The 25,681-nt window shown below is 63.6% G+C and carries 23 protein-coding genes; 13 read left to right on the top strand and 10 right to left on the bottom strand.

Annotated features, from left to right (window positions below; genetic code table 11):
• The first annotated feature begins 242 nt into the window (after positions 1-242).
• The 6 genes from gcvH to OCX61_RS04830 all read left to right on the top strand — a co-directional run bounded on the left by gcvH (position 243) and on the right by OCX61_RS04830 (position 7,320).
• Positions 243-626, top strand: coding sequence for a glycine cleavage system protein GcvH (gcvH, locus tag OCX61_RS04855; protein ID WP_261942826.1), 384 nt, complete (start codon positions 243-245; stop codon positions 624-626).
• Positions 627-637: 11 nt separating this feature from the next.
• Complete coding sequence (gcvP, locus tag OCX61_RS04850; RefSeq protein ID WP_261942825.1) at positions 638-3,493, top strand: aminomethyl-transferring glycine dehydrogenase; 2,856 nt, start codon at positions 638-640, stop codon at positions 3,491-3,493.
• A 151-nt stretch (positions 3,494-3,644) separates the two neighbouring features.
• On the top strand, positions 3,645-5,021 hold the full coding sequence (locus OCX61_RS04845; protein ID WP_261942824.1) for an L-serine ammonia-lyase: 1,377 nt from the start codon (positions 3,645-3,647) through the stop codon (positions 5,019-5,021).
• A gap of 26 nt (positions 5,022-5,047) precedes the next feature.
• Positions 5,048-6,169 carry a glycine cleavage system aminomethyltransferase GcvT gene (gene gcvT, locus OCX61_RS04840; RefSeq protein ID WP_261942823.1) on the top strand — a complete coding sequence of 374 codons (1,122 nt, stop codon included), beginning with the start codon at positions 5,048-5,050 and terminating at the stop codon, positions 6,167-6,169.
• Positions 6,170-6,526: 357 nt separating this feature from the next.
• Positions 6,527-6,739 carry a cold-shock protein gene (locus OCX61_RS04835; RefSeq protein ID WP_003257941.1) on the top strand — a complete coding sequence of 71 codons (213 nt, stop codon included), beginning with the start codon at positions 6,527-6,529 and terminating at the stop codon, positions 6,737-6,739.
• 92 nt (positions 6,740-6,831) lie between these two features.
• Entirely contained in the window at positions 6,832-7,320 is a 489-nt protein-coding gene (locus OCX61_RS04830) for an RDD family protein (protein ID WP_261942822.1), read from the top strand.
• A gap of 143 nt (positions 7,321-7,463) precedes the next feature.
• Here OCX61_RS04830 and lptG read toward each other — a convergent pair whose 3' ends face one another.
• Positions 7,464-8,525 (bottom strand): LPS export ABC transporter permease LptG, encoded by a 1,062-nt coding sequence (gene lptG / locus OCX61_RS04825; RefSeq protein ID WP_261942821.1) that lies wholly within the window; start codon positions 8,523-8,525, stop codon positions 7,464-7,466.
• Positions 8,518-9,633 (bottom strand): LPS export ABC transporter permease LptF, encoded by a 1,116-nt coding sequence (lptF, locus tag OCX61_RS04820; RefSeq protein WP_261942820.1) that lies wholly within the window; start codon positions 9,631-9,633, stop codon positions 8,518-8,520. Before lptF ends, lptG begins: the two co-directional genes overlap by 8 nt.
• 288 nt (positions 9,634-9,921) lie before the next feature.
• Here lptF and OCX61_RS04815 point away from each other — a divergent pair, with 288 nt between their 5' ends.
• The 5 genes from OCX61_RS04815 (at position 9,922) to rlmF (ending at position 16,434) form a co-directional block, all read left to right on the top strand.
• Complete coding sequence (locus OCX61_RS04815; protein WP_261942819.1) at positions 9,922-11,415, top strand: leucyl aminopeptidase; 1,494 nt, start codon at positions 9,922-9,924, stop codon at positions 11,413-11,415.
• 50 nt (positions 11,416-11,465) lie between these two features.
• On the top strand, positions 11,466-11,894 hold the full coding sequence (locus OCX61_RS04810; RefSeq protein ID WP_261942818.1) for a DNA polymerase III subunit chi: 429 nt from the start codon (positions 11,466-11,468) through the stop codon (positions 11,892-11,894).
• A 5-nt stretch (positions 11,895-11,899) separates the two neighbouring features.
• Positions 11,900-12,265, top strand: coding sequence for a DNA polymerase III subunit chi (locus OCX61_RS04805; RefSeq protein ID WP_261942817.1), 366 nt, complete (start codon positions 11,900-11,902; stop codon positions 12,263-12,265).
• 196 nt (positions 12,266-12,461) lie between these two features.
• Complete coding sequence (locus OCX61_RS04800; RefSeq protein WP_261942816.1) at positions 12,462-15,308, top strand: valine--tRNA ligase; 2,847 nt, start codon at positions 12,462-12,464, stop codon at positions 15,306-15,308.
• 172 nt (positions 15,309-15,480) lie between these two features.
• Complete coding sequence (rlmF, locus tag OCX61_RS04795; protein WP_261942815.1) at positions 15,481-16,434, top strand: 23S rRNA (adenine(1618)-N(6))-methyltransferase RlmF; 954 nt, start codon at positions 15,481-15,483, stop codon at positions 16,432-16,434.
• A 51-nt stretch (positions 16,435-16,485) separates the two neighbouring features.
• Here rlmF and OCX61_RS04790 read toward each other — a convergent pair whose 3' ends face one another.
• Positions 16,486-16,767: an HU family DNA-binding protein gene (locus tag OCX61_RS04790; RefSeq protein ID WP_027920195.1), complete on the bottom strand. Its 282-nt coding sequence runs from the start codon at positions 16,765-16,767 to the stop codon at positions 16,486-16,488.
• Between the two features lie 393 nt (positions 16,768-17,160).
• Here OCX61_RS04790 and yejK point away from each other — a divergent pair, with 393 nt between their 5' ends.
• Positions 17,161-18,168 carry a nucleoid-associated protein YejK gene (gene yejK, locus OCX61_RS04785; RefSeq protein ID WP_261942814.1) on the top strand — a complete coding sequence of 336 codons (1,008 nt, stop codon included), beginning with the start codon at positions 17,161-17,163 and terminating at the stop codon, positions 18,166-18,168.
• Here yejK and OCX61_RS04780 read toward each other — a convergent pair whose 3' ends face one another.
• The 4 genes from OCX61_RS04780 to OCX61_RS04765 form a co-directional block, all read right to left on the bottom strand.
• The gene (locus OCX61_RS04780; protein ID WP_261942813.1) at positions 18,169-18,462 is read right to left on the bottom strand and encodes a GIY-YIG nuclease family protein; all 294 of its coding nucleotides are present in this window, start codon (positions 18,460-18,462) and stop codon (positions 18,169-18,171) included. It lies immediately after the preceding gene.
• 18 nt (positions 18,463-18,480) lie between these two features.
• Positions 18,481-18,951, bottom strand: coding sequence for a nuclear transport factor 2 family protein (locus tag OCX61_RS04775; protein ID WP_261942812.1), 471 nt, complete (start codon positions 18,949-18,951; stop codon positions 18,481-18,483).
• 195 nt (positions 18,952-19,146) lie between these two features.
• Positions 19,147-20,427, bottom strand: a complete 1,281-nt coding sequence (locus OCX61_RS04770) for a CynX/NimT family MFS transporter (protein ID WP_261942811.1) — start codon at positions 20,425-20,427, stop codon at positions 19,147-19,149.
• A 13-nt stretch (positions 20,428-20,440) separates the two neighbouring features.
• Entirely contained in the window at positions 20,441-21,091 is a 651-nt protein-coding gene (locus OCX61_RS04765) for a FadR/GntR family transcriptional regulator (RefSeq protein WP_261942810.1), read from the bottom strand.
• Between the two features lie 156 nt (positions 21,092-21,247).
• On the opposite strand from OCX61_RS04765, the gene OCX61_RS04760 reads away from it, so the two are divergent.
• A complete protein-coding gene (locus OCX61_RS04760; protein ID WP_261944270.1) occupies positions 21,248-22,438 on the top strand; it encodes an alkaline phosphatase family protein in 1,191 nt (396 codons plus the stop codon).
• Positions 22,439-22,492: 54 nt separating this feature from the next.
• On the opposite strand, the gene hisC is transcribed toward OCX61_RS04760, so the two are convergent.
• The 3 genes from hisC to hisG all read right to left on the bottom strand — a co-directional run bounded on the left by hisC (position 22,493) and on the right by hisG (position 25,642).
• Positions 22,493-23,542: a histidinol-phosphate transaminase gene (hisC, locus tag OCX61_RS04755; protein WP_261942809.1), complete on the bottom strand. Its 1,050-nt coding sequence runs from the start codon at positions 23,540-23,542 to the stop codon at positions 22,493-22,495.
• A 2-nt stretch (positions 23,543-23,544) separates the two neighbouring features.
• Positions 23,545-24,870, bottom strand: a complete 1,326-nt coding sequence (gene hisD / locus OCX61_RS04750; protein ID WP_261942808.1) for a histidinol dehydrogenase — start codon at positions 24,868-24,870, stop codon at positions 23,545-23,547.
• A 136-nt stretch (positions 24,871-25,006) separates the two neighbouring features.
• Positions 25,007-25,642 carry an ATP phosphoribosyltransferase gene (gene hisG, locus OCX61_RS04745; protein WP_023382134.1) on the bottom strand — a complete coding sequence of 212 codons (636 nt, stop codon included), beginning with the start codon at positions 25,640-25,642 and terminating at the stop codon, positions 25,007-25,009.
• Between the last annotated feature and the right edge of the window lie 39 nt (positions 25,643-25,681).

The raw sequence follows: 25,681 nt of genomic DNA, 5'->3' as shown, positions 1-25,681 counted from the left end.
GTATTGAAATCAATACAGGCCCTCTTCGCCCCCTCAATGCAAGGGTTTGATCCCCAAACGCTTTTCCCACCCTCATCAGCTGTAGCGATTTCACTACAACCGAATGTCAAAGTGCTTACCAACAATATACAAGCCATTGTTTTATAAGCATTTTTTACTAGTGGCCGCATTATTGCTTAGGGAATCCCAACCCAAGAGCGCGGAGCCACCGCGCCCAACGCCCTGCTTCCCGAGGATTCCCCATGAGCGAGTTGCGTTTCACCGAAGATCACGAATGGCTGCGCGTCGAAGCCGATGGCAGTGTCACCGTGGGCATCACCGCCTACGCCCAGAATGCCCTTGGCGATGTGGTCTATGTGCAACTGCCTGAGCTGCAGCAGTACGACAAAGGCGCCGAAGCCTCCACCGTGGAGTCGGTGAAAGCCGCCAGCGGCGTGTACATGCCCCTGACCGGTGACGTGGTCGCAGTCAACGATGGCCTCAACGACAGCCCCGAACTGGTCAACGAAGACCCGCTGGGCGAAGGCTGGTTCTTCCGCTTCATCCCTGCCGACATGAGCGAAGTCACCGCCCTGCTCGACCAGGACGCCTACGACCGCCTGATCAAAGCCAACGACGACGCCTGAGGAATCCGACCATGACCATCAACCTCGGCACCGCCAACGAATTCATTGCCCGTCACATCGGCCCTCGCGCCGCCGACGAGCAAGCCATGCTTGCCACCCTGGGCTTCGACTCGCTGGAAGCGATGAGCGCCGCGGTCATCCCCGACAGCATCAAGGGCACCAGCGTGCTCGGTTCGCAAGACGGCCAGAGCGAGGCCGATGCCCTCGCTGCGCTGAAAGCCATCGCCGGCAAGAACGAACTGTTCAAGAGCTTCATCGGCCAGGGCTACTACAACACCCACACCCCCGCGCCGATCCTGCGCAACCTGCTGGAAAACCCGGCCTGGTACACCGCCTACACCCCGTACCAACCAGAAATTTCCCAGGGCCGCCTGGAAGCGCTGCTGAACTTCCAGACCCTGATCAGCGACCTCACCGGCCTGCCGATCGCCAACGCATCCTTGCTTGACGAAGCCACCGCCGCTGCCGAAGCCATGACCTTCTGCAAGCGCCTGTCGAAGAACAAGGCCAGCCACGCCTTCTTCGCCTCCGTGCACTGCCACCCGCAGACCCTCGACGTGCTGCGCACCCGTGCCGAGCCGCTGGGCATCGAGATCGTGGTCGGCGACGAGCGTGAACTGGGCGATGTCAGTGCCTTCTTCGGCGCCCTGCTGCAATACCCGGCCAGCAACGGCGAAGTGTTCGACTACCGCGACGTGGTCGCGCGCTTCCACGCCGCCAACGCCCTGGTCGCGGTTGCCGCCGACCTGCTGGCCCTGACCCTGCTGACCCCGCCGGGCGAGTTCGACGCCGACGTGGCCATCGGCAGCGCCCAGCGCTTCGGCGTGCCACTGGGCTTCGGTGGCCCGCACGCGGCCTACTTCGCCACCCGCGATGCCTTCAAGCGCGACATGCCGGGTCGCCTGGTCGGCGTGTCGATCGACCGCTTCGGCAAGACCGCACTGCGCCTGGCCATGCAGACCCGCGAACAGCACATCCGCCGCGAGAAAGCCACCAGCAACATCTGCACCGCCCAGGTGCTGCTGGCCAACATCGCCAGCATGTTCGCCGTGTACCACGGCCCGGCCGGCCTCAAGCGCATTGCCGAACGCACCCACGCACTCACCGCGATCCTGGCTGCCGGCCTGAAAACCCTGGGCCTGGAAGTGGTCGGCGAAACCGCCTTCGACACCCTGACCCTGGCCACCGGCAGCGCCACCGCCAGCCTGCACGAACAGGCCCGCGCACAGCGCATCAACCTGCGCCAGATCGACGCCGCTCACCTGGGCCTGTCGCTCGACGAAACCAGCACCCAGGCCGATGTCGAAGCCCTCTGGCAACTGTTCGGCGCCGACCAGGCCCAACCTGACTTCGCCGCCCTGGCCGCCAGCACCGGCTCGCGCCTGCCGGCCGCCCTGCTGCGCCAGTCGGCCATCCTCGAGCACCCGGTGTTCAACCGCTACCACAGCGAAACCGAGCTGATGCGCTACCTGCGCCGCCTGGCCGACAAGGACCTGGCGCTGGACCGCAGCATGATCCCGCTGGGCTCGTGCACCATGAAGCTCAACGCTGCCAGCGAGATGATCCCGGTGACCTGGGCCGAGTTCGGCAACCTGCACCCGTTCGCCCCGGCCGAGCAAAGCCAGGGCTACCTGCAGATGACCACCGAGCTGGAAGCCATGCTCTGCGCCGCCACCGGCTACGACGCCGTGTCGCTGCAGCCCAACGCCGGCTCCCAGGGTGAGTACGCCGGCCTGCTGGCCATCCGTGCCTACCACCGCAGCCGTGGCGAAGGCCACCGCGACATCTGCCTGATCCCGTCTTCGGCCCACGGTACCAACCCGGCGACCGCACACATGGCCGGCATGCGCGTGGTGGTCACGGCCTGTGACGCCCGCGGCAACGTCGATGTCGAGGACCTGCGCGCCAAGGCCATCGAGCACCGCGAGCGCCTGGCCGCGATCATGATCACCTATCCGTCGACCCACGGCGTGTTCGAGGAAGCGATCGGCGAGATCTGCGCGATCATCCACGACAACGGTGGCCAGGTGTACATCGACGGCGCCAACATGAACGCCATGGTCGGCCTGTGCGCCCCGGGCAAGTTCGGTGGCGACGTGTCGCACCTGAACCTGCACAAGACCTTCTGCATCCCGCACGGCGGTGGCGGCCCGGGCGTCGGCCCGATCGGCGTGAAGTCGCACCTGGCGCCGTTCCTGCCAGGCCACGCGGCGCTTGCCAACACCGAGGGCGCGGTGTGCGCCGCGCCGTTCGGCAGCGCCAGCATCCTGCCGATCACCTGGATGTACATTCGCATGATGGGCGGTGCCGGCCTCAAGCGTGCTTCGCAGATGGCGATCCTCAACGCCAACTACATCGCCCGCCGCCTGGAAGAGCACTATCCTGTTCTGTACACCGGCGGCAATGGCCTGGTCGCCCACGAATGCATCCTCGACCTGCGCCCGCTCAAGGACACCAGCGGCATCAGCGTCGATGACGTGGCCAAGCGCCTGATCGACTTCGGTTTCCATGCACCGACCATGTCGTTCCCGGTGGCCGGCACGCTGATGATCGAACCGACCGAAAGCGAGTCCAAGGAAGAACTGGATCGCTTCTGCGACGCGATGATCCAGATCCGCGAAGAAATCCGCGCGGTGGAAACCGGCAGCCTGGACAAGGATGACAACCCGCTGAAGAACGCCCCGCACACTGCGGCCGAGCTGGTTGGCGAATGGGCCCATGGCTACAGCCGCGAACAGGCGGTGTACCCGCTGCCGAGCCTGGTGGAAGGCAAGTACTGGCCACCGGTCGGCCGGGTCGACAACGTGTTCGGCGACCGCAACCTGGTCTGCGCCTGCCCGTCGATCGAGAGCTATCAGGACGCCTGATAGCCTTCGGCCCGTTCCCTGATCCGAGGTGTGGGCCTCTGTGGGAGCGGGCTTGCCCGCGAATGCGGCGGTAGAGCCAGTATCGCATTCGCGGGCAAGCCCGCTCCCACAGGGCTCACCGTCCGCTCCACGAACCTGGCAGGAGGTCACCATGTCACTGAGCGTCTTCGACCTGTTCAAGATCGGCATCGGCCCCTCCAGCTCCCACACGGTCGGCCCGATGCGCGCCGCCGCGCGCTTCGCCGAAGGGCTGCGCCGCGATGGCCTGCTGGCCAGCACCGTTTGCGTCAAGGCCGAGCTGTATGGCTCGCTCGGCGCCACCGGCAAAGGCCACGGCAGTGACAAGGCGGTATTGCTCGGCCTGGAAGGCGAACACCCTGATACCGTCGACACCGAATCCATCCCCGCCCGCCTGCAGGCCATCCGCGCCAGCGGCCAGCTCTGCCTGCTCGGTGAGCAGACCATCGCCTTCAACGAAAAGCAGCACCTGGCGATGATCCGCAAGCCCTTGGCCTATCACCCCAACGGCATGATCTTTCGTGCGTTCGATGCAGCCGGACTGCAAATCCGCAGCAGGGAGTACTACTCCGTGGGTGGCGGTTTCGTGGTGGACGAGGACGCTGCCGGCCAGGACCGTATCGTCGAGGACAGCACCGTGCTGGCCTACCCGTTCAAGACCGCCAAGGAACTGCTCGGCCACTGCACTGCACAGCAGCTGTCGATCAGCCAGGTGATGCTGGCCAACGAGGCCGCCTGGCGCCCCGAACGCGAAACACGCAGTGGGCTGCTGCACATCTGGCAGGTGATGCAGGACTGCGTCGAAGCCGGTTACCGGCACGAAGGCATCCTGCCCGGCGGGCTCAAGGTCAAGCGCCGCGCCCCGGCGCTGTACCGCCAGCTCAGCCGCCATCCAGAGGCCAGCCTGCGCGACGCACTGTCGGTGCTGGACTGGGTCAACCTCTACGCCCTGGCGGTCAACGAAGAAAACGCCTACGGCGGGCGCGTGGTCACTGCGCCCACCAACGGCGCAGCGGGCATCGTCCCGGCGGTGTTGCACTACTACATGCGTTTCGTCCCGGGTGCCAGCGACGACGGAGTGGTGCGCTTCCTGCTCACCGCTGCGGCCATCGGCATCCTGTACAAGGAAAACGCCTCGATTTCCGGGGCCGAAGTCGGCTGCCAGGGCGAGGTCGGCGTGGCCTGCTCCATGGCTGCGGGGGCCTTGTGCGAAGTGATGGGCGGTACCCCGCAGCAAGTGGAAAATGCCGCTGAAATCGGCATGGAACACAACCTCGGCCTGACCTGCGACCCGATCGGCGGCCTGGTTCAGGTGCCCTGCATCGAGCGCAACGCCATGGGCTCGGTGAAAGCCATCAACGCCGTGCGCATGGCCTTGCGCGGTGACGGGCAGCACTACGTGTCGCTCGACAAGGTGATCCGCACCATGCGCCAGACCGGCGCCGACATGAAAAGCAAATACAAGGAGACCGCCCGCGGCGGTCTGGCCGTCAACATCATCGAATGTTGACCCGATAAAAAACCAAGGAGTCATCGATGTCCGAAACATTGCAAAAGACCCCGCTGCACGCCCTGCACCTGGAGCTGGGCGCGCGCATGGTGCCGTTCGCCGGCTTCGACATGCCGGTGCAATACCCGCTGGGCGTGCTCAAGGAACACCTGCACACCCGCGAACAGGCCGGCCTGTTCGACGTCTCGCACATGGGCCAGATTGTCCTGCGTGGCGCCGGTGCCGCCAAGGCACTGGAGTCGCTGGTACCGGTGGACATCATCGACCTGCCGGTGGGGATGCAGCGCTATGCCATGTTCACCAACGAGCAAGGCGGCATCCTCGACGACCTGATGGTCGCCAACCTTGGTGACGACACCCTGTTCCTGGTGGTCAACGCGGCGTGCAAGGACCAGGACCTGGCCCACCTGCAGACGCATATCGGCAGCCGTTGTGAAGTGCAGCCATTGTTCGCCGAGCGTGCCCTGCTCGCCCTGCAAGGCCCCGCTGCGGTGAAGGTGCTGGAACGCCTGGCGCCTGAAGTGGCAGGCATGACTTTCATGCAGTTCCGCCCGGTGAAACTGCTCGGTGAAGACTGCTTCGTCAGCCGCTCGGGCTACACCGGCGAAGACGGCTACGAGATCTCGGTGCCGGTGGGTGCTGCCCAAGCCCTGGCACGTCGCCTGCTGGCCGAACCTGAAGTGCAGCCTATCGGCCTGGGCGCCCGCGACTCGCTGCGCCTGGAAGCCGGCCTGTGCCTGTACGGCCACGACATGGACACCAGCACTACGCCGGTCGAGGCCAGCCTGCTGTGGGCAGTGTCCAAGGTCCGTCGCGCCGACGGTGGCCGTGCCGGTGGTTTCCCGGGCGCCGAAGCAGTGTTCGCTCAGCAGCAACAAGGCGTAGCCCGCAAACGGGTAGGCCTGTTGCCGCAAGAACGTACGCCTGTGCGTGAAGGTGCGGAAATTGTTGATGCGTTCGATAAAAACGTAGGCAAAGTCTGCAGTGGCGGTTTTGGCCCGACACTCGGTGCCCCTGTTGCGATGGGCTATGTCGATATCGAACACAGTGCACTCGACACAGCACTGTTTGCCTTGGTGCGGGGCAAGAAGGTTGCCTTGAAAGTCAGCAAAATGCCTTTCGTCGCGCAGCGTTACTACCGTGGTTGAAGGTACGGCCTGAGGTTTGCGGGCGGGTCCTACATATTCGATTTCGAACCTGCCCAATAACTTTTGAACATGGCGCCAGGCCAGGCGCCATGCCGTTTCCGACAAATCTGTCGGTTATCGGCTAAACGCTGATTTTCCATACGACCAAGGGCTTGTTTTTTTCTTGGGAGTTGGCGTAGAGTCACTGCACTGTGTTTGCATGGGTCGCAACAGTTCGTGACCTGGGCCAGTAGCCGAGATTTGCTACAACCCGTTCGACGTCTCTTACTTTCCTGCAACCCAGCCCAGTACTCTTTCACTTTTATAGAACGTGAAAGAAACTGTCATCAATATTTAAGCTTCATAGGAAATAAGACAATGGCTGAGCGTCAGAACGGTACCGTCAAGTGGTTCAATGACGAAAAAGGTTACGGCTTCATCACCCCAGAAAGCGGTCCGGATCTGTTCGTGCACTTCCGTGCCATCGAAGGTAACGGCTTCAAGAGCCTGAAAGAAGGCCAGAAGGTCACCTTCGAAGCAGTCCAAGGCCAGAAAGGCATGCAGGCTGACAAGGTTCAGGTCGCCGGCTAAGCCGCCCCCGACTTCGAAGAAAAGCCCCTGCCATGTGCAGGGGCTTTTTTTTGCCCGTAGAATAGCGGCTTCGCCATTCGGAGCTGTTCTGCATGTCCAAGCCTCTGCTCTCCCCCCAGGGTGATTTCCCACCGGTCGGCCTGGGCCGACGCCTGGCGGCGATGTTCTACGACTTCCTGCTGTGCACGGCGCTGCTGATCGTCACGGCCGGTGCTTACAAGTTGATCCAGATGGCGATCATCGGCGAAGCGCGCATGCGTGAACTGACCGAAGCCGGCGCACTGGATGGCGACCCGCTGCTGTCGACCGTTCTGCTGTTCGCTCTGTTCGGCTTCTTTGCCAAGTTCTGGACCCACGGCGGTCAGACCCTGGGCATGCAGGTGTGGGGCGTGCGCGTGCAGAACGCCGATGGCAGCGCGATCAGCCTGTGGCAGGCACTGTTGCGCTTCGTGGTGTCGATTGCCTCCTGGCTGTGCCTGGGGCTCGGTTTTTTCTGGTCACTGATCGACAAGCGCAAGCGCGGCTGGCATGACATCTATTCGGAAAGCCAGCTGGTGCGGGTGCCCAAGCAGAAGAATTGAGCTGAGCGCTGTATTGCCTGCCCCGCCCCTTCGCGGGCAAGCCCGCTCCCACAGCGATATCACTGGGCTTGACGACGAAGAGGCCATGTAAAAGCCAGCAAAAAGCCGACCCTGGGGTCGGCTTTTTTGTACGAACCAGGCGATCATCCTGCCCGTCGCAGCAACCACAGGCCGGCCAAGGCACAGATGCCCGCCGGTATCACCACCGCCAGCAGCGGCGGGAAGCCGAACACCTGGCTCGACGGGCCCAGCAGGTCCTGGCCGATGCGGAACGCGAAGCCCACCAGCACACCGGTGAATACGCGTTGACCGAGGGTTACCGAACGCAGCGGGCCGAAGATGAAGGAAATCGCCATCAGCACCAGCGCTGCCGTCACCATCGGCTGCAACACCTTGGTCCAGAACGCCAGCCAGTAGCGGGCGTTGTTCAGGCCCTGGTCGGACAGGTAGTGGATGTAGTCCCACAGCCCGGTGATCGACAACGACTCAGGGGCCATGATCACGGTATTGAGCAACTGCGGTGTCAGCGAAACGTCCCAGAGCTCGGTCGGCGCCTTCACCACTTCAGTACGGTCACCGTGGAAGTAGGTGGTGCTGATATCGCTGAGCGTCCAGTGGTCGTCGTTGTACTGGGCACGACGGGCAAAGCTCGAGGTCTGGATCTTGCGCTCGCTGTCGAAGCGGTAACGCGTCACGCCAAGCAGCAAGCCATTGGGCTGTACGGAGTTGATGTGCACGAACTCCTCGCCCTGGCGGTGCCACATGCCATGCCGGGAGCTTTGCGCTTCTCCCCCACCCTGGGCCAGGGAGCGGTCAGCCTGGGCCTTGTTCTCGGTTACCGGGGCGACATATTCACCAATCAGCAGGCCGACCAGCATCAGCACCAGCATCGGTTTCATCACCGCCCAGACGATACGGCCGATGGACACGCCAGCGGCGCGCATGATGGTCAGTTCACTGTTGCTGGCCAGGCTGCCGAGGCCGATCAGGCAGCCGATCAGTGCCGCCATCGGCAGCATCTCGTACAGCCGCCGAGGTGCAGTCAGCAAGACGAAATTGCCTGCGTCCAGCAAGGTGTAGGTGTCGCTCAGTTCCCCCATCTCGTCGATGAAGGCGAACAGCGAGGCCAGGCCGAGGATGATCCCCAGCACGGCCAGAATGGCCAGCAGCACGCTCAGGCCGATATAACGGTCAAGTTTAGCCACGGGCCACCTCCGCACGACGGGCAGCCATTTTCAGGCGCAGCGGTTCCCAGTACATCAGCGCCAGGCCGATCAGCAGGAACAGGCCATGCACCCACCAGATGCCAAGGCCAATCGGCAATTTGCCCTTCTCCAGGGCGCCGCGTACGGAAATCAGCATTGTCAGGTAAGCCATGTACAGGAGAATCGCCGGCAGCAGCTTGAGGAAGCGCCCCTGGCGCGGGTTGACCCTGGCCAGCGGCACCGCCATCAGGGTCACGATGAACACCAGGATCGGCAGCGACAGGCGCCATTGCAGCTCGGCACGCTCGCGCAGGTCGGTCTTGCCGAACAGCTCAAGGGTCGGGATCGCTTCGCGATCAGTCACTTCCTCGGCCACTTCCGGCTTGGGCAGCAATACGCCATAGGTGTCGTACTTGATGGCACGGTAGTCGGCCTGGCCCGGGTTACCGTCGTAGCGGTAGCCGTTTTCCAGCACCAGGTAGCGGTTGCCATCGGCCTGTATTTCCTGATGGCCTTTTTCAGCGACCAGTACCGATGGTGCGCGGTCCTTGGTCTTGTCCTGGTTGAAGCGCTTCTCGGAAATGAACACCCCGGCCAGCTTGACGCGGTCATCCGACAGCTGCTCGGTGTAGGTGACCCGCGAGCCGTCGCGCAGGGTCTGGAAGCGGCCCGGCACCAGGGTGTCGAACTCGGTCATGGCATCCTGCTGGGCGATGATCTTCTGCACCTGGGCAACGCCCAGGGGCGACAGGCTCAGGCTCAGCCAGGCGACCAGCAGGGCGACCAGCGCCGCCGGGGCCATGGTCAGGCCCAGCAGGCGCTGCTGGCTCATGCCGGTCGCCGACAGGACGGTCATTTCGCTTTCCAGGTACAGCCGGCCGTAGGCCAGGAGAATCCCGAGGAACAGACCCAGCGGCAGAATCAACTGCAGGAAACCTGGCATGCGGAAGCCCATGATCAGGAACAGCACGCCCGGGTCGAGGATGCCCTGGGCCGCCTGGGCCAGGTACTTGATGAAGCGCCCGCTCATGATGATCACCAGCAGCACGGCGCTGACGGCGCTCAAGGTCACCAGGACCTCGCGGGACAGATAACGAAAGACGATCAAACCAGACACTCCTGGGTTGTCAGGGGCGGACTGCCAAACATTGGCCTGTGACAGCCAGGACCAAAGCCGGTTCGCCAACGGCGAACCTCCATATGAAGTGCGCGCATTATCCTGTGATTGGCCGCGCCTGTCACTTGGCCGCGCATGAAGCCCCACTTCGGGCTTGTCAGCACGCTTGCCAGAGGCTCAAACTGGCAGCTTTTCCACTGGCACGCGACAACGCGTCCAGGCCCGTCCAGAGCGCGAAAAGTATAGCGCCAACTGCATAGATCATTCGGGGACCCTGACATGGAACTGGTTGTAAAAAGCGTAGCTGCTGCATCCGTAAAAACCGCCACCTTGGTCGTACCGGTCGGTGAAGGGCGCAAGCTCGGGACCGTTGCCAAGGCCATCGACCAAGCCTGCGAAGGCGCCATCAGCGCGCTGCTCAAACGTGGCGACCTGGCCGGCAAACCTGGCCAGACCCTGTTGCTGCAGAGCCTGCCGGGCCTGAAGGCCGAGCGCGTACTGCTGGTCGGCAGCGGCAAGGACGAAGCCCTCGGTGACCGCGCCTGGCGCAAACTGGTCGCCAGCGTGGCCGGCGTGCTCAAGGGCCTGAATGGCAGCGATGCCGTGCTGGCCCTGGACGACATCGCCGTCAGCAACCGCGACGCTCATTACGGCAAGTACCGCCTGCTGGCCGAGACCCTGCTCGACGGCGAATACGTGTTCGACCGCTTCAAGAGCCAGAAGGCCGAACCGCGCGCCCTGAAGAAGGTCACTCTGCTGGCCGACAAGGCCGGCCTGGCCGAGGTCGAGCGCGCCGTGAAACACGCCAGCGCCATCGCCACCGGCATGGCCTTCACCCGCGACCTGGGCAACCTGCCGCCCAACCTGTGCCACCCGAGCTACCTGGCCGAGCAGGCCAAGGACCTGGGCAAGGCCCACAAGGGCCTGAAGGTCGAAGTGCTGGACGAGAAGAAGATCAAGGACCTGGGCATGGGCGCGTTCTATGCCGTTGGCCAGGGCAGCGACCAGCCGCCACGCCTGATCGTGCTCAACTACCAAGGCGGCAAGAAGGCCGACAAGCCGTTCGTGCTGGTGGGCAAGGGCATCACCTTCGATACCGGCGGCATCAGCCTCAAGCCAGGCGCCGGCATGGATGAAATGAAGTTCGACATGTGCGGCGCCGCCAGCGTGTTCGGCACCCTGCGTGCGGTCCTCGAGCTGCAACTGCCGATCAACCTGGTGTGCCTGCTGGCCTGCGCCGAGAACATGCCGAGCGGCGGCGCCACCCGCCCAGGCGATATCGTCACCACCATGAGTGGCCAGACTGTCGAAATCCTCAACACCGACGCCGAAGGCCGCCTGGTGCTGTGCGACACCCTGACCTACGCCGAGCGCTTCAAGCCGCAGGCGGTGATCGACATCGCCACCCTGACCGGCGCCTGCATCGTCGCCCTGGGCAGCCACACGTCGGGCCTGATGGGCAACAACGACGAGCTGGTCGGCCAACTGCTTGACGCCGGCAAGCGTGCCGACGACCGTGCCTGGCAGCTGCCGCTGTTCGATGAGTACCAGGAGCAACTGGACAGCCCGTTCGCCGACATGGGCAACATCGGCGGGCCGAAAGCCGGCACCATCACCGCTGGCTGCTTCCTGTCGCGCTTCGCCAAGGCTTACAACTGGGCACACCTGGACATCGCCGGCACGGCCTGGATCAGCGGTGGCAAGGACAAAGGCGCCACCGGGCGCCCGGTGCCGCTGCTGACCCAGTACCTGCTCGACCGCGCTGACGCCTGATGCCGTGAAGCTGGCGGCGCCCCAGGCGCCGCTGGCTGGCAGAGCACACCATGAGCAAAGTCGATTTCTATATCCTGCCCACCGACTCGCTCTCGGCGCGGCTGGATTTCGCCTGCAAGCTGTGCGAGAAGGCCTGGCGCCTCGGCCACCGGGTCTACCTGCACTGCCAGGACGCCGAGCAGCGCAACGAGCTGGACCAACGCCTGTGGCGCTTCAAGGGCGAAGCCTTCGTGCCCCATGACCTGGCTGAAGTGCACGCGCACGCCTCGGTTGCCCTGGGCCTGGCAGACAATGCCGGCGAGCACCGGGACCTGCTGATCAACCTGGGTGCCGATGTACCAGGGTTCGTCGGCCAGTTCGAGCGGGTTGCCGAGATCGTTGTCGAGGAGCCCGGCATTCGCCAATCGGCCCGCGAGCGGTTCCGTTTCTACCGTGAACAGGGCTATGCTCTGCAAGACCACCGCTTACAGCGACTTTAACGACGATGGACAAGCCTTCCGCCCTACCCGATTCTGCCCATCTGCTGGACGATCTGGAATCGATTCGCCAGTTGCTCGGCGATGCCGACCTGCAGCCGCCGCTGCTGACCGATACGGTCGAGCAGATTCCGCTGTTGCTCGACGTGCCTGCAGGCACCGCGGCGCCCGAAGCCGAGCCCGCAGCAACTGAGCCCGAGGATGATCCGCAAACCCGCCGCCAGGACACCCTGCTGCACCTGGAGAGCGAGTTGCGCGCCGCCGCGCAGATGATCATGCAGGACGTGATCAACGACTTCACCCCGCATATCGAGAACGAGATCAAGCGCCGCCTCGATGCGCGGATCGAGCGCCTGATCAAGCGTTCCGAGTAATCCCCAGAGATCGGGCACCTGCTTCGCTGGCAGGCCCGCTCCCACATCTTCAAGCCTGCGCCGAACCTGTGGGAGCGGGCTTGCCCGCGAAGCAGGCGCCACTGTTCCGACAGTTGTCAGCAGCTTGTCGCCTGCGGCCCCCAGCTTGGTTATACTTCCCGGCTTTCCCGAATAAATGCACAGGGTCCCGCCGCGCATGGATAAGACCTACCAGCCGCACGCCATCGAAACTTCCTGGTACAACACCTGGGAGTCCGAAAACTATTTCGCTCCACAAGGTGCAGGTGAGTCCTACACCATCATGATCCCGCCACCGAACGTGACGGGCAGCCTGCACATGGGCCACGGTTTCAACAACGCGATCATGGACGCCCTGATCCGTTTCCGCCGCATGCAAGGCCGCGACACCCTGTGGCAGCCCGGTACCGACCACGCCGGTATCGCCACGCAAATGCTGGTCGAGCGCCAGCTCGAGGCCAAGGGCCAGAACCGTCACGACCTGGGCCGTGAGAAATTCCTGGAAAAGGTCTGGGAATGGAAGGATCAATCGGGCGGCAACATCAGCCGCCAGATCCGTCGCCTGGGCTCGTCGGTAGACTGGAGCCGCGAGCGCTTCACCATGGACGACGGCCTGTCCGAGGCGGTCAAGGAAGCCTTCGTGCGCCTGCACGAGGACGGCCTGATCTACCGCGGCAAGCGCCTGGTCAACTGGGACACCAAACTGCACACGGCCATCTCCGACCTCGAAGTGGAAAACCACGACGAGAAGGGCCACCTGTGGAACCTGCGCTACCCGCTGGCCGATGGCGCCAAGACCGCCGAGGGCAAGGACTACCTGGTAGTCGCCACCACCCGTCCGGAAACCCTGCTGGGTGACGCCGCGGTGGCTGTCAACCCGACCGACGAGCGCTACCAGGCGCTGATCGGCAAATTCGTCGAACTGCCGCTGGTCGGCCGCCGCATCCCGATCATCGCCGATGACTACTGCGACCCGGAGTTCGGCACAGGCTGCGTGAAGATCACCCCGGCCCACGACTTCAACGACTATGAAGTCGGCAAGCGCCACAACCTGCCGCTGCTGAACATCTTCGACAAGAACGCCCTGGTGCTGCCCGCCGCCCAGGCCTTCAACCTCGACGGCAGCCTCAACGAGCAGGTCGATACCAGCCTGCCTGCCCAGTACGCCGGCCTCGACCGCTTCGTCGCCCGCAAGCAGATCGTCGCCGACCTGGACGCCCAGGGCCTGCTGGTGAGCATCGACGACCACGCCCTGAAAGTGCCGAAAGGCGACCGCTCGGGCACCGTCATCGAGCCGTGGCTGACCGACCAGTGGTACGTCTCCACCAAGCCGCTGGCAGAACCGGCCATCGAAGCCGTGGAAGACGGCCGCATCCAGTTCGTGCCCAAGCAGTACGAGAACATGTACTTCTCCTGGATGCGCGACATTCAGGACTGGTGCATCAGCCGCCAGCTGTGGTGGGGCCATCGCATCCCGGCCTGGTACGACGAGGCTGGCCAGGTATATGTCGGGCGCAATGAAGAAGAAGTCCGCGCCAAGCACAACCTCGGCAGCGAGGTGAAACTGCGCCAGGACGACGACGTGCTCGACACCTGGTTCAGCTCGGGCCTGTGGACCTTCTCCACCCTGGGCTGGCCGGAGCAGACCGAGTTCCTGAAGAAGTTCCACTCCACCGACGTGCTGGTGACCGGCTTCGACATCATCTTCTTCTGGGTTGCGCGCATGATCATGCTGACCATGCACCTGATCAAGAACGAGGACGGCACCCCGCAGGTACCGTTCAAGACCGTGTACGTACACGGCCTGGTGCGTGACGGCCAAGGCCAGAAGATGTCCAAGTCCAAGGGCAACGTGCTCGACCCGCTGGACATCGTCGACGGCATCACCCTCGACGCCCTGCTGGAAAAACGCACCAGCGGCATGATGCAGCCCAAGCTTGCCGAGAAGATCGCCAAGCAGACCAAGGCTGAGTTCCCTGAAGGCATCGCCAGCTACGGCACCGACGCCCTGCGCTTCACCTTCTGCTCGCTGGCTTCCACCGGCCGCGACATCAAGTTCGACATGGGCCGCGTCGAAGGCTACCGCAACTTCTGCAACAAGATCTGGAACGCCGCCCGCTATGTGCTGGACAAAGGCGAAGACTGCGGCCAGAACGGCGAAGCCTACGAGCTGTCGCTGGCCGACCGCTGGATCATCTCGCAGCTGCAGCGCACCGAAGCCGAAGTGACCCGCCAGCTCGAGCAGTTCCGCTTCGACCTGGCCAGCCAGGCGCTGTACGAGTTCATCTGGAACCAGTACTGCGACTGGTACCTGGAGCTGTCCAAGCCCGTACTGTGGGACGAGAACGCCCCGGTCGAGCGCGCTCGCGGCACCCGTCGCACCCTGGTGCGTGTGCTGGAAGTGGCGCTGCGCCTGGCGCACCCGTTCATGCCGTTCATCACCGAAGAAATCTGGCAGCGCATCGCGCCGCTGGCCGGCATCCAAGGCAAGACCATCATGCTGCAGCCGTGGCCAGTGGCCAATGAAAGCCGCATCGATGCCGCCGCCGAAGGTGATATCGAGTGGCTCAAGGAGCTGATGGTCGGCCTGCGCAACATCCGCGCCGAGATGAACATCGGCCCAGGCAAGCCGCTGCCGCTGTTCCTGAAGAACGCCAACGCCGACGACCAGCGTCGCCTGCAGGAAAACGAAGCGCTGCTGAAGAAGCTGGCCAAGGTCGAATCGTTCACGGTGCTCGGCGACGCCGACGAAGCACCGCTATCGGCCACCGCCCTGGTGGGCGACCTGCAGGTACTGGTGCCGATGGCCGGCCTGATCGACAAGGACGCCGAACTGGCTCGCCTGAACAAGGAAATCCAGCGTCTGCAGGGTGAAGTCCAGCGCGTGGGCGGCAAGCTGTCCAACGCGGCCTTCGTCGACAAGGCACCGCCTGCAGTGATCGAGAAGGAACGCGCCAAGCTGGCCGAGTCCGAGCAGGCCCTGGCCAACTTCACCGAGCAGCATGCGCGGATTGCAGCGCTGTAACCTGACATTGCTGATCTGACCGGCGAGGGCTTCGCCCTCGTTCGCGGCCAAGGCCGCTCCCACAGGAATGATGCTGCCTTCAGGTAGCACCACTATCCTGTGGGAGCGGCCTTGGCCGCGAATGGGCCGCACAACGGCCCTCTGGCCAGCGCAAGCAACACCGGACCCGAGCATGACCCAGAACAAACCCACCCTGCACCCGCGCAACCGCCACCAGGGTCGATACGACTTCCCCAGCCTGATCAAGGCCCACCCTGACCTGGCCCGCTTCACCATCACCAACCCCCACGGCAAACCCAGCATCGACTTCGCCAACCCCGAAGCCGTGCGGGTGTTCAACCGCGCCCTGCTCAAGGCGCAGTACGGCATCCAGCACTGGGATATTCCTGCCGATTACCTGTGCCCGCCGATCCCCGGCCGTGCCGACTACATCCATGTGGCTGCCGACCTGTTGGCCGAGGACAATGCCGGCGAGGTACCCAGGGGCGCCCAGGTTCGCGCGCTGGACATTGGCGTGGGTGCCAACTGCATCTACCCGCTGCTCGGCCATAGCGATTACCGCTGGCGCTTCCTTGGCTCGGACATCGACCCGGTTGCGCTGGCCTCGGCCAAGGCCATCGTCCAGGCCAATGGTTTGAGCAAGGGCATCAGCCTGCGCCAGCAAGCCAACCCCAGGCACATCCTCAGCGGCCTGCTGCACGAGGATGAGCGCTTCGACCTGACCCTGTGCAACCCACCCTTCCATGCTTCACGCGAGGAGGCTACCCGCGGCAGCCAGCGCAAGTGGAAGAACCTCGGCAAGCAGGACCCCAAGCGCAAGCTACCGGTGCTCAATTTCGGCGGGCAGAACAACGAACTGTGGTGCGAGGGCGGCGAGATCCGCTTCGTCACCCAACTGGTCGACGAAAGCGCGCAATACGCACAGCAGGTGCTGTGGTTCACCAGCCTGGTGTCCAAGGCCAGCAACCTGCCAGGTATCGAGGCGGCGCTGAAGAAGGCCGGCGCCAAGGCCGTGCGCATCACCGAGATGGGCCAAGGCCAGAAGCAGAGCCGCATGGTCGCCTGGAGCTTCCAGGACACCACCGCTCGCCAGGCCTGGCGAGCCCTGGGTAAATCGCAGGCATGAAAAAACCGCGCCCGGGCAAGCCGGGCGCGGTTTCGTCATTGCGTCAACGGATTACTTGTTGACCGCGTCGGTCAGGCCTTTGGCCGGAACGAACTTGACGACTTTCTTGGCAGCGATTTCGATGGCAGCGCCAGTCGAAGGGTTGCGGCCGGTACGGGCAGGACGCTCGGAGACTTTCAGCTTGCCGATGCCTGGCAGGGTGATTTCAGCGCCGTTTTCCAGTTGGTCAGCAACGATCTGGCCCAGTTGCTCCAGTGCGTTACGAGCGGTGGTTTTTGGCGCGTCGATGGCTTCAGCGATATCGGCAATCAGTTGGTCTTTGGTCAATGCCATGGTGGTGTTCCTTCCCTATCTAATTCAGTGGTTATGCAGCGTTCTACGACGTTATCGGGCCAGCCCCTGAATTCTGGAGGGCCGCGCCAATCGCGCATGTAGATGCGTAAATCGGCGTTTGGTTCGACACGGCATGAGCACGCTGCCAGCAATGCGCCACACACGGGGCGCAAGACGGCGCAAAGCTACCACAGGAATGGATAAATATCCGCTACCCGCTTCGATTTAGTGCAGGTTTTTCGGGGGTTTTAGCCGAAATCCCACAATTTTGAACAAAAAACGAACAACCGGCATTTCTGCCAACATGCGGCCACTGCAGCGCCTGTTGTCTGAGGTAAACTGGACAACTTTTGCAGCGCGGCTTTTGGCCGCCCCGGACTCACCGAGAATTCCATGCCAATCCGTCATTGCATCGTTCACCTGATCGACAAGAAGCCCGATGGCAGCCCCGCCGTGCTCCATGCACGGGATACCGAACTGGGCGCATCGGACGCCATCGAAAACCTCCTGGCCGACCTCAACGACAGCTACAACGCCAAGCAAGGCAAGGCCTGGGGCTTCTTCCACGGCGAGTCCGGCGCCTACCCGCTGAGCGGCTGGCTGAAACAGTACCTGGAAAACGAGAAAGACTTCACCGCGTTCAGCCGGGTGGCGGTGGAGCACCTGCAAAAGCTGATGGAAGAGTCCAACCTCTCCACCGGCGGCCACATTTTGTTCGCGCACTACCAGCAAGGCATGACCGACTACCTGGCCATCGCCCTGCTGCACCACAGCGAAGGCGTGGCGGTGAATGCCGAGCTGGACGTGACACCGTCGCGCCACCTGGACCTCGGCCAGCTGCACCTGGCGGCGCGAATCAACCTGTCGGAGTGGAAGAACAACCAGAACTCCAAACAGTACATCTCGTTCATCAAGGGCAAGAACGGCAAGAAGGTGTCGGATTACTTCCGCGACTTCATCGGCTGCCAGGAAGGCGTCGACGGCCCTGGCGAGACGCGCACCCTGCTCAAGGCCTTCAGCGACTTCGTCGAAAGCGAGGACTTGCCAGAAGAAGCCGCCCGCGAAAAGACCCAGACCCTGGTCGAGTACGCCACCACCCAGACCAAGCTGGGTGAACCGGTGACCCTCGAAGAGCTGTCGAGCCTGATTGACGAGGACCGCCCCAAGGCCTTCTACGACCACATCCGCAACAAGGACTACGGCCTGTCGCCGGAAATCCCTGCGGACAAACGCACCCTCAACCAGTTCCGCCGCTTCACCGGGCGCGCCGAAGGCTTGTCGATCAGCTTCGAGGCGCACCTGCTGGGTGACAAGGTGGAATATGACGAGGCCGCCGGCACGTTGATCATCAAAGGCCTGCCGACCACGCTGGTGGATCAGCTCAAGCGCCGCAAGGACTGATCAGACGGCCGCATAGGAGGCGACCAGCGCCTCCTTGGCCGACTTGCGCAACTTCTTCACCAGGCGCTCCTGGCGCAGCGCCTCGCCCTTGTCCGGCCATTGCTCGACGTAGACCAACGCCTGTGCCGGGCTGGTCTTGAAATAGCGGGCACCCTGGCCCTTCTGGTGGGCAGCGAAACGCCGCTGCGGGTCATCGCTGATACCGCAGTACAGCGAGCCATTGGCAGCCCGCACCAGATACACATACCAGGGTTTGCACAGCGGGGTTTCGCTGACTTCGTTGACGATGCTCATGGCCGACAGCTTAACCGCTCAGCGCGCCTGCTGGAACGCTCGCAGCCCTTTGAACGCCTGCTGGCGCACCTTGTTCTGCAGCATTGGCGACCAACCCAGCAGTACCCCTGTCACCCCCAGCGCCTGACGCGACCAGCGCCACAGGTCGAAGGTATCGTCATGCTGACAGATCAGGCCGTCGCGAATGATGAAGCGCGCCTGGATATCGTTGACCACGGTGCGGCCGGTCTGGCTGAACAGGTAGGTTGCAACCCAGTGCGCGCAGCCACTGTGCGAGTCGGCGCGGACCTGGTCGAACGTCAGCGAAAAATCCTTGGCGCGGGTGGTGAGCATGCGCCACATATCGCCTGCGTCGCGGCCGCGCAGGGTGCCGAACACGGGGTCGCTGAAAACGATGTCGTCGCTGTAGCAGGCCACCATGGCCTCGGCGTCCAGGCGCTGGAAGGCCTGGTAGAAGCGGGTGATCAGGTCACGGTTGGCGTCGCTCATGGGGGGCTGGTCCGTCCTGGGAATGGGATGTTGCACGATAATCTGCCCCGCCTGCATACGCCAGTACCAGCCTCTTCACTGGCAAGTCGGGGCGCCGAACCGCCGCACCCACAGGCTCACCGCAATCCTCGAGCTGGCGGTACTCCAGTGAGAGCGGGTTTACCCGCGAAGAGGTCGGCAAGGCCGGCCTCGATGTCAGAGTTTTTCGCTGCTCACCTGCACATGCAGAGCCCGCCCGGCGCCAAGCCCGAACACGATCGCCCCGACGCCCAGCACGGCGAAGATCCAGCCCACCGCCGCCCAGCCCCCGGTCAGGTCATGCACCAGGCCAACCGCAAACGGGCCCATGGATGCCAGGGTATACCCCACCCCCTGCGCCATGCTCGACAAGTTTGCCGCCACATGGGCATCCTTCGAGCGCAGCACGATCAACGTAAGGGCCAAGGCGAAAGTACCGCCCTGCCCCAGCCCCAGCAGTACTGCCCAGCCCCACAAACCCTCGACCGGTGCATACAGGCAACCGAACAGCCCAGCCAGCGTCACCAGCATGACGATCACGATGGCCAGGCGCTGGTCTTTGCCACGGGTCGCCAGCCAAGGTGCGCTCAGCGAGCTGACCAGCTGTACGATCACCGAGCCGGACAGCACCAGGCCGGCTTCGGTCGGGCTCAGGCCGCGGCCAATGAGGATCGACGGCAACCAGCCAAAGACGATGTACGCCAGCGACGACTGCAACCCCATGTACAGCGTTACCTGCCACGCCAGAGGGTCTCGCCAAAGCCCGCGCACCCGGTAGGCAGCCTTGTGCAGGCCGTGGCCCTGGCGCGCTTGTGGCAACCAGATGAGCATCGCCAGCAGCGCCGGTATCATCCAGAAGCCAAGGCCCAGGGCCCAGTTGTCATCGAAATGCTGGGTCAGCGGCACTGTGGCCCCCGCGGCCATGGCCGCCCCCAGGCACAGCGCCATGGTGTAGACGCCGGTCAGGGTACCCGCATGCTGCGGGAAGTCGCGCTTGACGATACCCGGCAACAGCACCCCGATGATGCCGATGCTGGCCCCCGCCATCAGGCTGCCGATGAACACCCCGGCAGCCCCCAGGGCGCTGCGCACCACGATACCCAATGCCAAGGTGAGCAGGATGCCCAGGATCACCCGCTCGCTGCCGAAACGGCGTGCCAGGACCGGTGCCAGCGGTGCGAACAGCCCCAGGCAGAGCACCGGCAAGGTGGTCAGCAGACCGGCCTCGGAGGCATTCAGGCCCAGCCCCGCAGCGACCTGGCCAAGCACCGGCGCCATGCTCGACAATGCCGGCCGCAGGTTCAGCGCCACCAGCACCAGACCCAGCAGCAATAGCCAGGGCCGCTGCAGAGCCGGCGCTTGTTGTTGCACCTGGGCATCGTCGGCCTCGGCGTCGATCAGCAGTTCTTCCAGTTCTCGCTCGCGGGCAGGCGCGTCTCGGGTCATTGGTTCAGCCATGGCCTTTTCGTCTTCAGGATTCGATGAGGGTCCGGCTCAGGGCCTTGGCCCGCTCCGGATCGCGTTGTTCGATGGCGTCGAGGATCTGCCCGTGCAGGTCGAAAGTCGCCTGGCTGCGTGGCACGGTCGCCATGTTGTGTTGCAGCGCGGCGGCCACCACGCCGGAAAAGTAGCGGTACAGCTCGCTCAGTGCCGGGTTGTGCGCGGCGTCGATCAGCCGCTGGTGAAACACCAGGTCGCAGCTGACATAGGCATCGACATCACCGTGGAAGTGCTCGGCACTGCCCGTCAGTGCTGCGCGCAAGGCTTGCAGGTCCGCGTCGGTACGGCGCAACGCCGCAAGGCCGATCGCCTCGGTTTCGAGGATGCGCCGGGTTTCGCGGGCCTGCTCCAGGGTGCAACGCGACATGGCCTGCACGGCTTGCAGCGGATCCTGGCAGGTGCGCAGGTAACTGCCGTCACCCTGGCGGATTTCCACCAGGCCACTGAATGCCAGCACGCGCATGGCTTCGCGCACGGTATTGCGGCTGATGCCCATTTCCAGCGCCAGCACCGGCTCGGTCGGCAGGCGCTGCCCGACTTGCCAGTCGCCTTGCACAATGCGCTCACGCATCCGCTCTACGGCAAGTTCGACCAGGGATCGCTTGGTCAATTCACTGCTCATTTCACTCAACCAATCATCCGATGAATTTGCGAAGCTTAATGGAACGCCTTCCGGACATCAATTCAACTGGCATTTTTACCAGTTGTCAGTTGAATGCCTTGTTGTAACGCTTGGCGCGACTCCATCAAGGCACGATTCATGTTCACTTCCAAAGCATTGCGGTTGGGTGCGCTGGTGACAGCCGCCCTGCTGTTCAGCCTGCTCTTCAGAGGCTGCGAGCACAGGCAGCCCCCCATACACCCCAAAACACTCATCATCGGCATGGACGGCGTGCAGTTGCAGTACTACGAACAACTGGGCGCCGATACCCACCTGAAGAAGCGCATGCTCCACAATAAAGCCTATGCCGGCGGCATAAGTGGCCGCGCAAGTGAACAGGCGACCATCAGTGACCCAGGCTGGATGACCTTGCTCACCGGGGTATGGGCCAACAAGCACGGGGTCATTTCCAATGCCGGATCCTTGCGCGTCGACCCTGAGTTCCCCAGCCTGTTCAAACGACTACGTGATGCCCTGCCGAACGCTTACCTGTCCAGCATCGTCAACTGGTCACCGATCAACACGGCTTTCCTGCTGGAGGACGCGCAAGGCAGCAATGTGCGCGAAAGCGGCCTGACCGATGAACAGGTCACCCTCCGAACTCTGGAGATCCTAGAAAGCACACCTGCCGACTTCACCTTCATCCAGCTCGACGATCCCGATGAGGTCGGCCATGCCAGCGGCTTTGGCCCGGCCTACCAGTTTGCCCTGCGCGAAGCTGACAACAGGCTCGGGCGCCTGCTGGACAAGGTCAAGGCACGTGCCTACAAGAACCCCCAGGAAAACTGGCTGGTGATCGTCTGCACTGACCACGGTCGTGATTATGAGGGCACAGGGCATGGTGGGATGACCGAACAGGAGAAGACGGTCTTCATTGCCAGCAACAAGTCGTTGAACGAAGAGTTGAACCAGCCAAGCATTCCAGAGGACAACCCGGGGCCCAACAACCTGTATGGCTACGCGGCGCAGACCTCGGTGGCCCCGACCGTGCTCAGGCACATGGGCCTCGACCTGCTGCCCGAATGGAGGCTCGATGGCACGCCACTGCTTGGCGCTACGGGAGTACGCAAGGCGCGGGCCATTGAAGGCGCCGCCAAGTTGCTGTGGAACAGCGACTCGCAAGGCACGGTGATCATTCACAGAAATGGCCAGGTAGTGGCTAACGTGCCAGCCTACCTGCAGCAATGGACTGATCCACAGGGCATGCGCCAGCCCAACGACTACGTGCTTGAGCTGGATGACACACCGGTGGCGGTGCGCACCCGGCCCGTCAGCAAACCAATCGTCATCGAAGAAAACAGCTACTGATGCACGCACATTGCCTGCAGGAGCGAGCACACCCGCTCCTGCAGCAAGCCGGGCTCAGTTCAGGGCGTCGATCAACGCCTGGTTCATCTCGGGCGTACCAATGGTGATACGCAGGAACTGGGCAATCCGCTCCTGCTTGAAGTGACGCACGATCACACCTTGCTCACGCAGGCGCGCCGCCAGTTGCGCGGCATCCTGCTGCGGGTGGCGGGCAAAGATGAAGTTGGCCGCCGATGGCAGCACTTCGAAGCCCTTTGCAACCAACTGCTCGACCAGCGCTTCACGGCTGCCGATCACCTTGCGGCAGGTTTCCTCGAAATAGGCCTGATCTTCGAACGCCGCCGCTGCACCCACGATGGCCATGCGGTCCAGCGGGTAGGAGTTGAAGCTGTTCTTGATTCGCTCCAGCGCTTCGATCAGGTCCGGATGGCCGACGGCCAGGCCGACCCGCAGACCGGCCAGCGAGCGCGATTTCGACAGGGTCTGGGTCACCAGCAGGTTGTCATAACGATCCACCAGGCTGATGGCCGTCTCACCCCCGAAATCAATGTAGGCCTCATCCACCACCACGACCGAATCGCGGTTGGCCTGCAGCAACTGCTCGATCGCTTGCAGCGGCAGCAGGCAGCCGGTTGGCGCGTTGGGGTTGGGGAAGATGATCCCGGCGTTGGCCTTGGCGTAGTCGGCGATGCGGATCTGGAACTGCTCATCCAGCGCCACCTGCTCGAATGGAATGCCATACAGGCCGCAATAGACCGGATAGAAGCTGTAGCTGACATCCGGGAACAGCAGCGGGCCACGATCGTGCTGGAACAAACCGTGGAAAATGTGCGCCAGCACCTCGTCCGAGCCGTTGCCGACGAATACCTGGGCTGCGGTGACGCCGTAGTAGTCGGCCACCGCCTGCTTGAGCCGGTCACTGTTCGGGTCCGGATACAGGCGCAGGTTGTCGTTCAGTTCAGCGCGCATGGCTTCCAGCGCCTTGGGCGACGGGCCATACGGGTTCTCGTTGGTGTTCAGCTTCACCAGGCGGGCCATTTTCGGCTGCTCGCCCGGCACGTACGGCACCAGTGCCTTGACGAAGGGGCTCCAGAATCGACTCATGTTCAGTTCCCCTTGTCTTGGGTCAGGATACGGTATTCAGCACTGCGGGCGTGGGCGGTCAGCGACTCGCCACGGGCCAGGACCGAGGCGGTGTGACCCAGCTCGGATGCGCCCTGCTCGGAGCAGAAGATGATCGACGAGCGCTTCTGGAAGTCATACACGCCCAGCGGCGACGAGAAACGCGCAGTGCCGGAGGTCGGCAACACGTGGTTGGGGCCCGCGCAGTAGTCGCCCAGCGCCTCGCTGGTGTGGCGGCCCATGAAGATCGCGCCGGCGTGGCGGATCTGCGGCAGCCAGGCTTGCGGGTCGGCAACCGACAGCTCGAGGTGCTCTGGGGCGATGCGGTTGGCCACTTCCATGGCCTGCTGCATGTCGCGCACCTGGATCAGCGCACCCCGGCCGTTGATCGACTTGCCGATGATCTCGGCGCGCTCCATGGTCGGCAGCAGCTTGTCGATGCTCGCGGCCACGCGGTCGAGGAATGCGGCATCCGGGCTGACCAGGATGGCCTGGGCGTCTTCATCGTGCTCGGCCTGGGAGAACAGGTCCATGGCGATCCAGTCCGGGTCGGTCTGGCCGTCGCACACCACGAGGATTTCCGAAGGGCCGGCGATCATGTCGATGCCGACCTGGCCAAACACGTGGCGCTTGGCAGTGGCCACGTAGATGTTGCCCGGGCCGACGATCTTGTCGACCTGCGGCACGCTTTCGGTGCCATAGGCCAGGGCTGCAACGGCCTGGGCGCCGCCGACGGTGAACACCCGATCGACACCGGCGATGCACGCAGCAGCCAGCACCAGTTCGTTGACCTCGCCACGCGGGGTCGGCACCACCATCACCACCTCGGTGACGCCAGCGACCTTGGCCGGAATGGCATTCATCAGCACCGACGAAGGGTACGACGCCTTGCCACCCGGCACGTACAGGCCGGCGCGGTCCAGCGGCGTGACCTTCTGACCGAGCACGGTGCCGTCCGCTTCGGTGTACTGCCATGAGTCCTGCTTTTGGCGCTCGTGGTACAGGCGCACGCGGCTGGCGGCTTTTTCCAGGGCCTGACGCTGGGCGTCGGTGATGCGGGTCAGTGCCAGCTCCAGGCGCTCGCGACCAAGGATCAGGTCATCGATGGACTTGGCGTCAACGCCGTCGAAGCGCTGGGTGAATTCCACCAGCGCGGCGTCACCGCGCTCGCGCACGGCCTTGATGATGTCGAGCACGCGCTGGTTGACCGCGTCATCGGACACACTTTCCCAGCTCAGCAGATGATCCAGATGTCGGGCGAAATCCGGATCAGCAGCGTTGAGACGGGCAATTGCAGTGGACACGGTCATGGCGAGGGCCTCGATTGTTAGCGAATGCTCAGGCGCCCTAGGCTACCAGTCCATCCGCGCGGGCACCCGAGAAAAATGGCTATGACGCGGATAGACGGGCGCGACAGCGGAGGTCGCGCGCAGGAGGTAGTGAGTCTTAGCCGCGGTGTCGGGATTCGACCGCTTGGCGCAGCGTGTCGATCAGGCTCTGGATGCGGGCGTGCTGCATCTTCATGGAGGCCTTGTTGACCACCAGGCGCGAGCTGATCGTGGCGATCAGTTCCTGGGGTTCCAGGCCGTTGGCACGCAGGGTGTTGCCGGTGTCGACCACGTCGATGATCTTGTCGGCGAGGTTGATCAGCGGGGCCAGCTCCATCGAGCCGTACAGCTTGATGATGTCGACCTGGCGGCCCTGCTCGGCGTAATAACGCTTGGCCACGTTGACGAACTTGGTGGCGACGCGCAGGCGGCCCTTGGGCTCGGGCGCACCGACCACACCGGCGGTCATCAGCTTGCAGCGGGCAATCTGCAGGTCCAGTGGTTCATACAGGCCTTGGCCGCCGTACTCCATCAGCACGTCCTTGCCAGCCACACCGAGGTCGGCAGCACCATGCTCGACATAGGTCGGCACGTCGGTGGCACGCACGATCAGCAGGCGCACGTCGTCCTGCGTGGTGGGGATGATCAGCTTGCGGCTCTTGTCCGGATTCTCGGTCGGCACGATACCGGCCTCGGCCAGCAATGGCAGGGTATCGTCGAGAATACGGCCTTTGGAAAGCGCGATGGTCAACATTGGAACGTCGGTCCTTAAGCGGCTACTGCCGGCCGGGCA

The sequence above is a fragment of the Pseudomonas sp. LRP2-20 genome (genome assembly GCF_024349685.1).
Classification (GTDB): Bacteria; Pseudomonadota; Gammaproteobacteria; order Pseudomonadales; family Pseudomonadaceae; genus Aquipseudomonas.
Note: the sequence above shows the minus strand (reverse complement) of the source record. Positions and strands in the feature narration are given on the sequence as shown.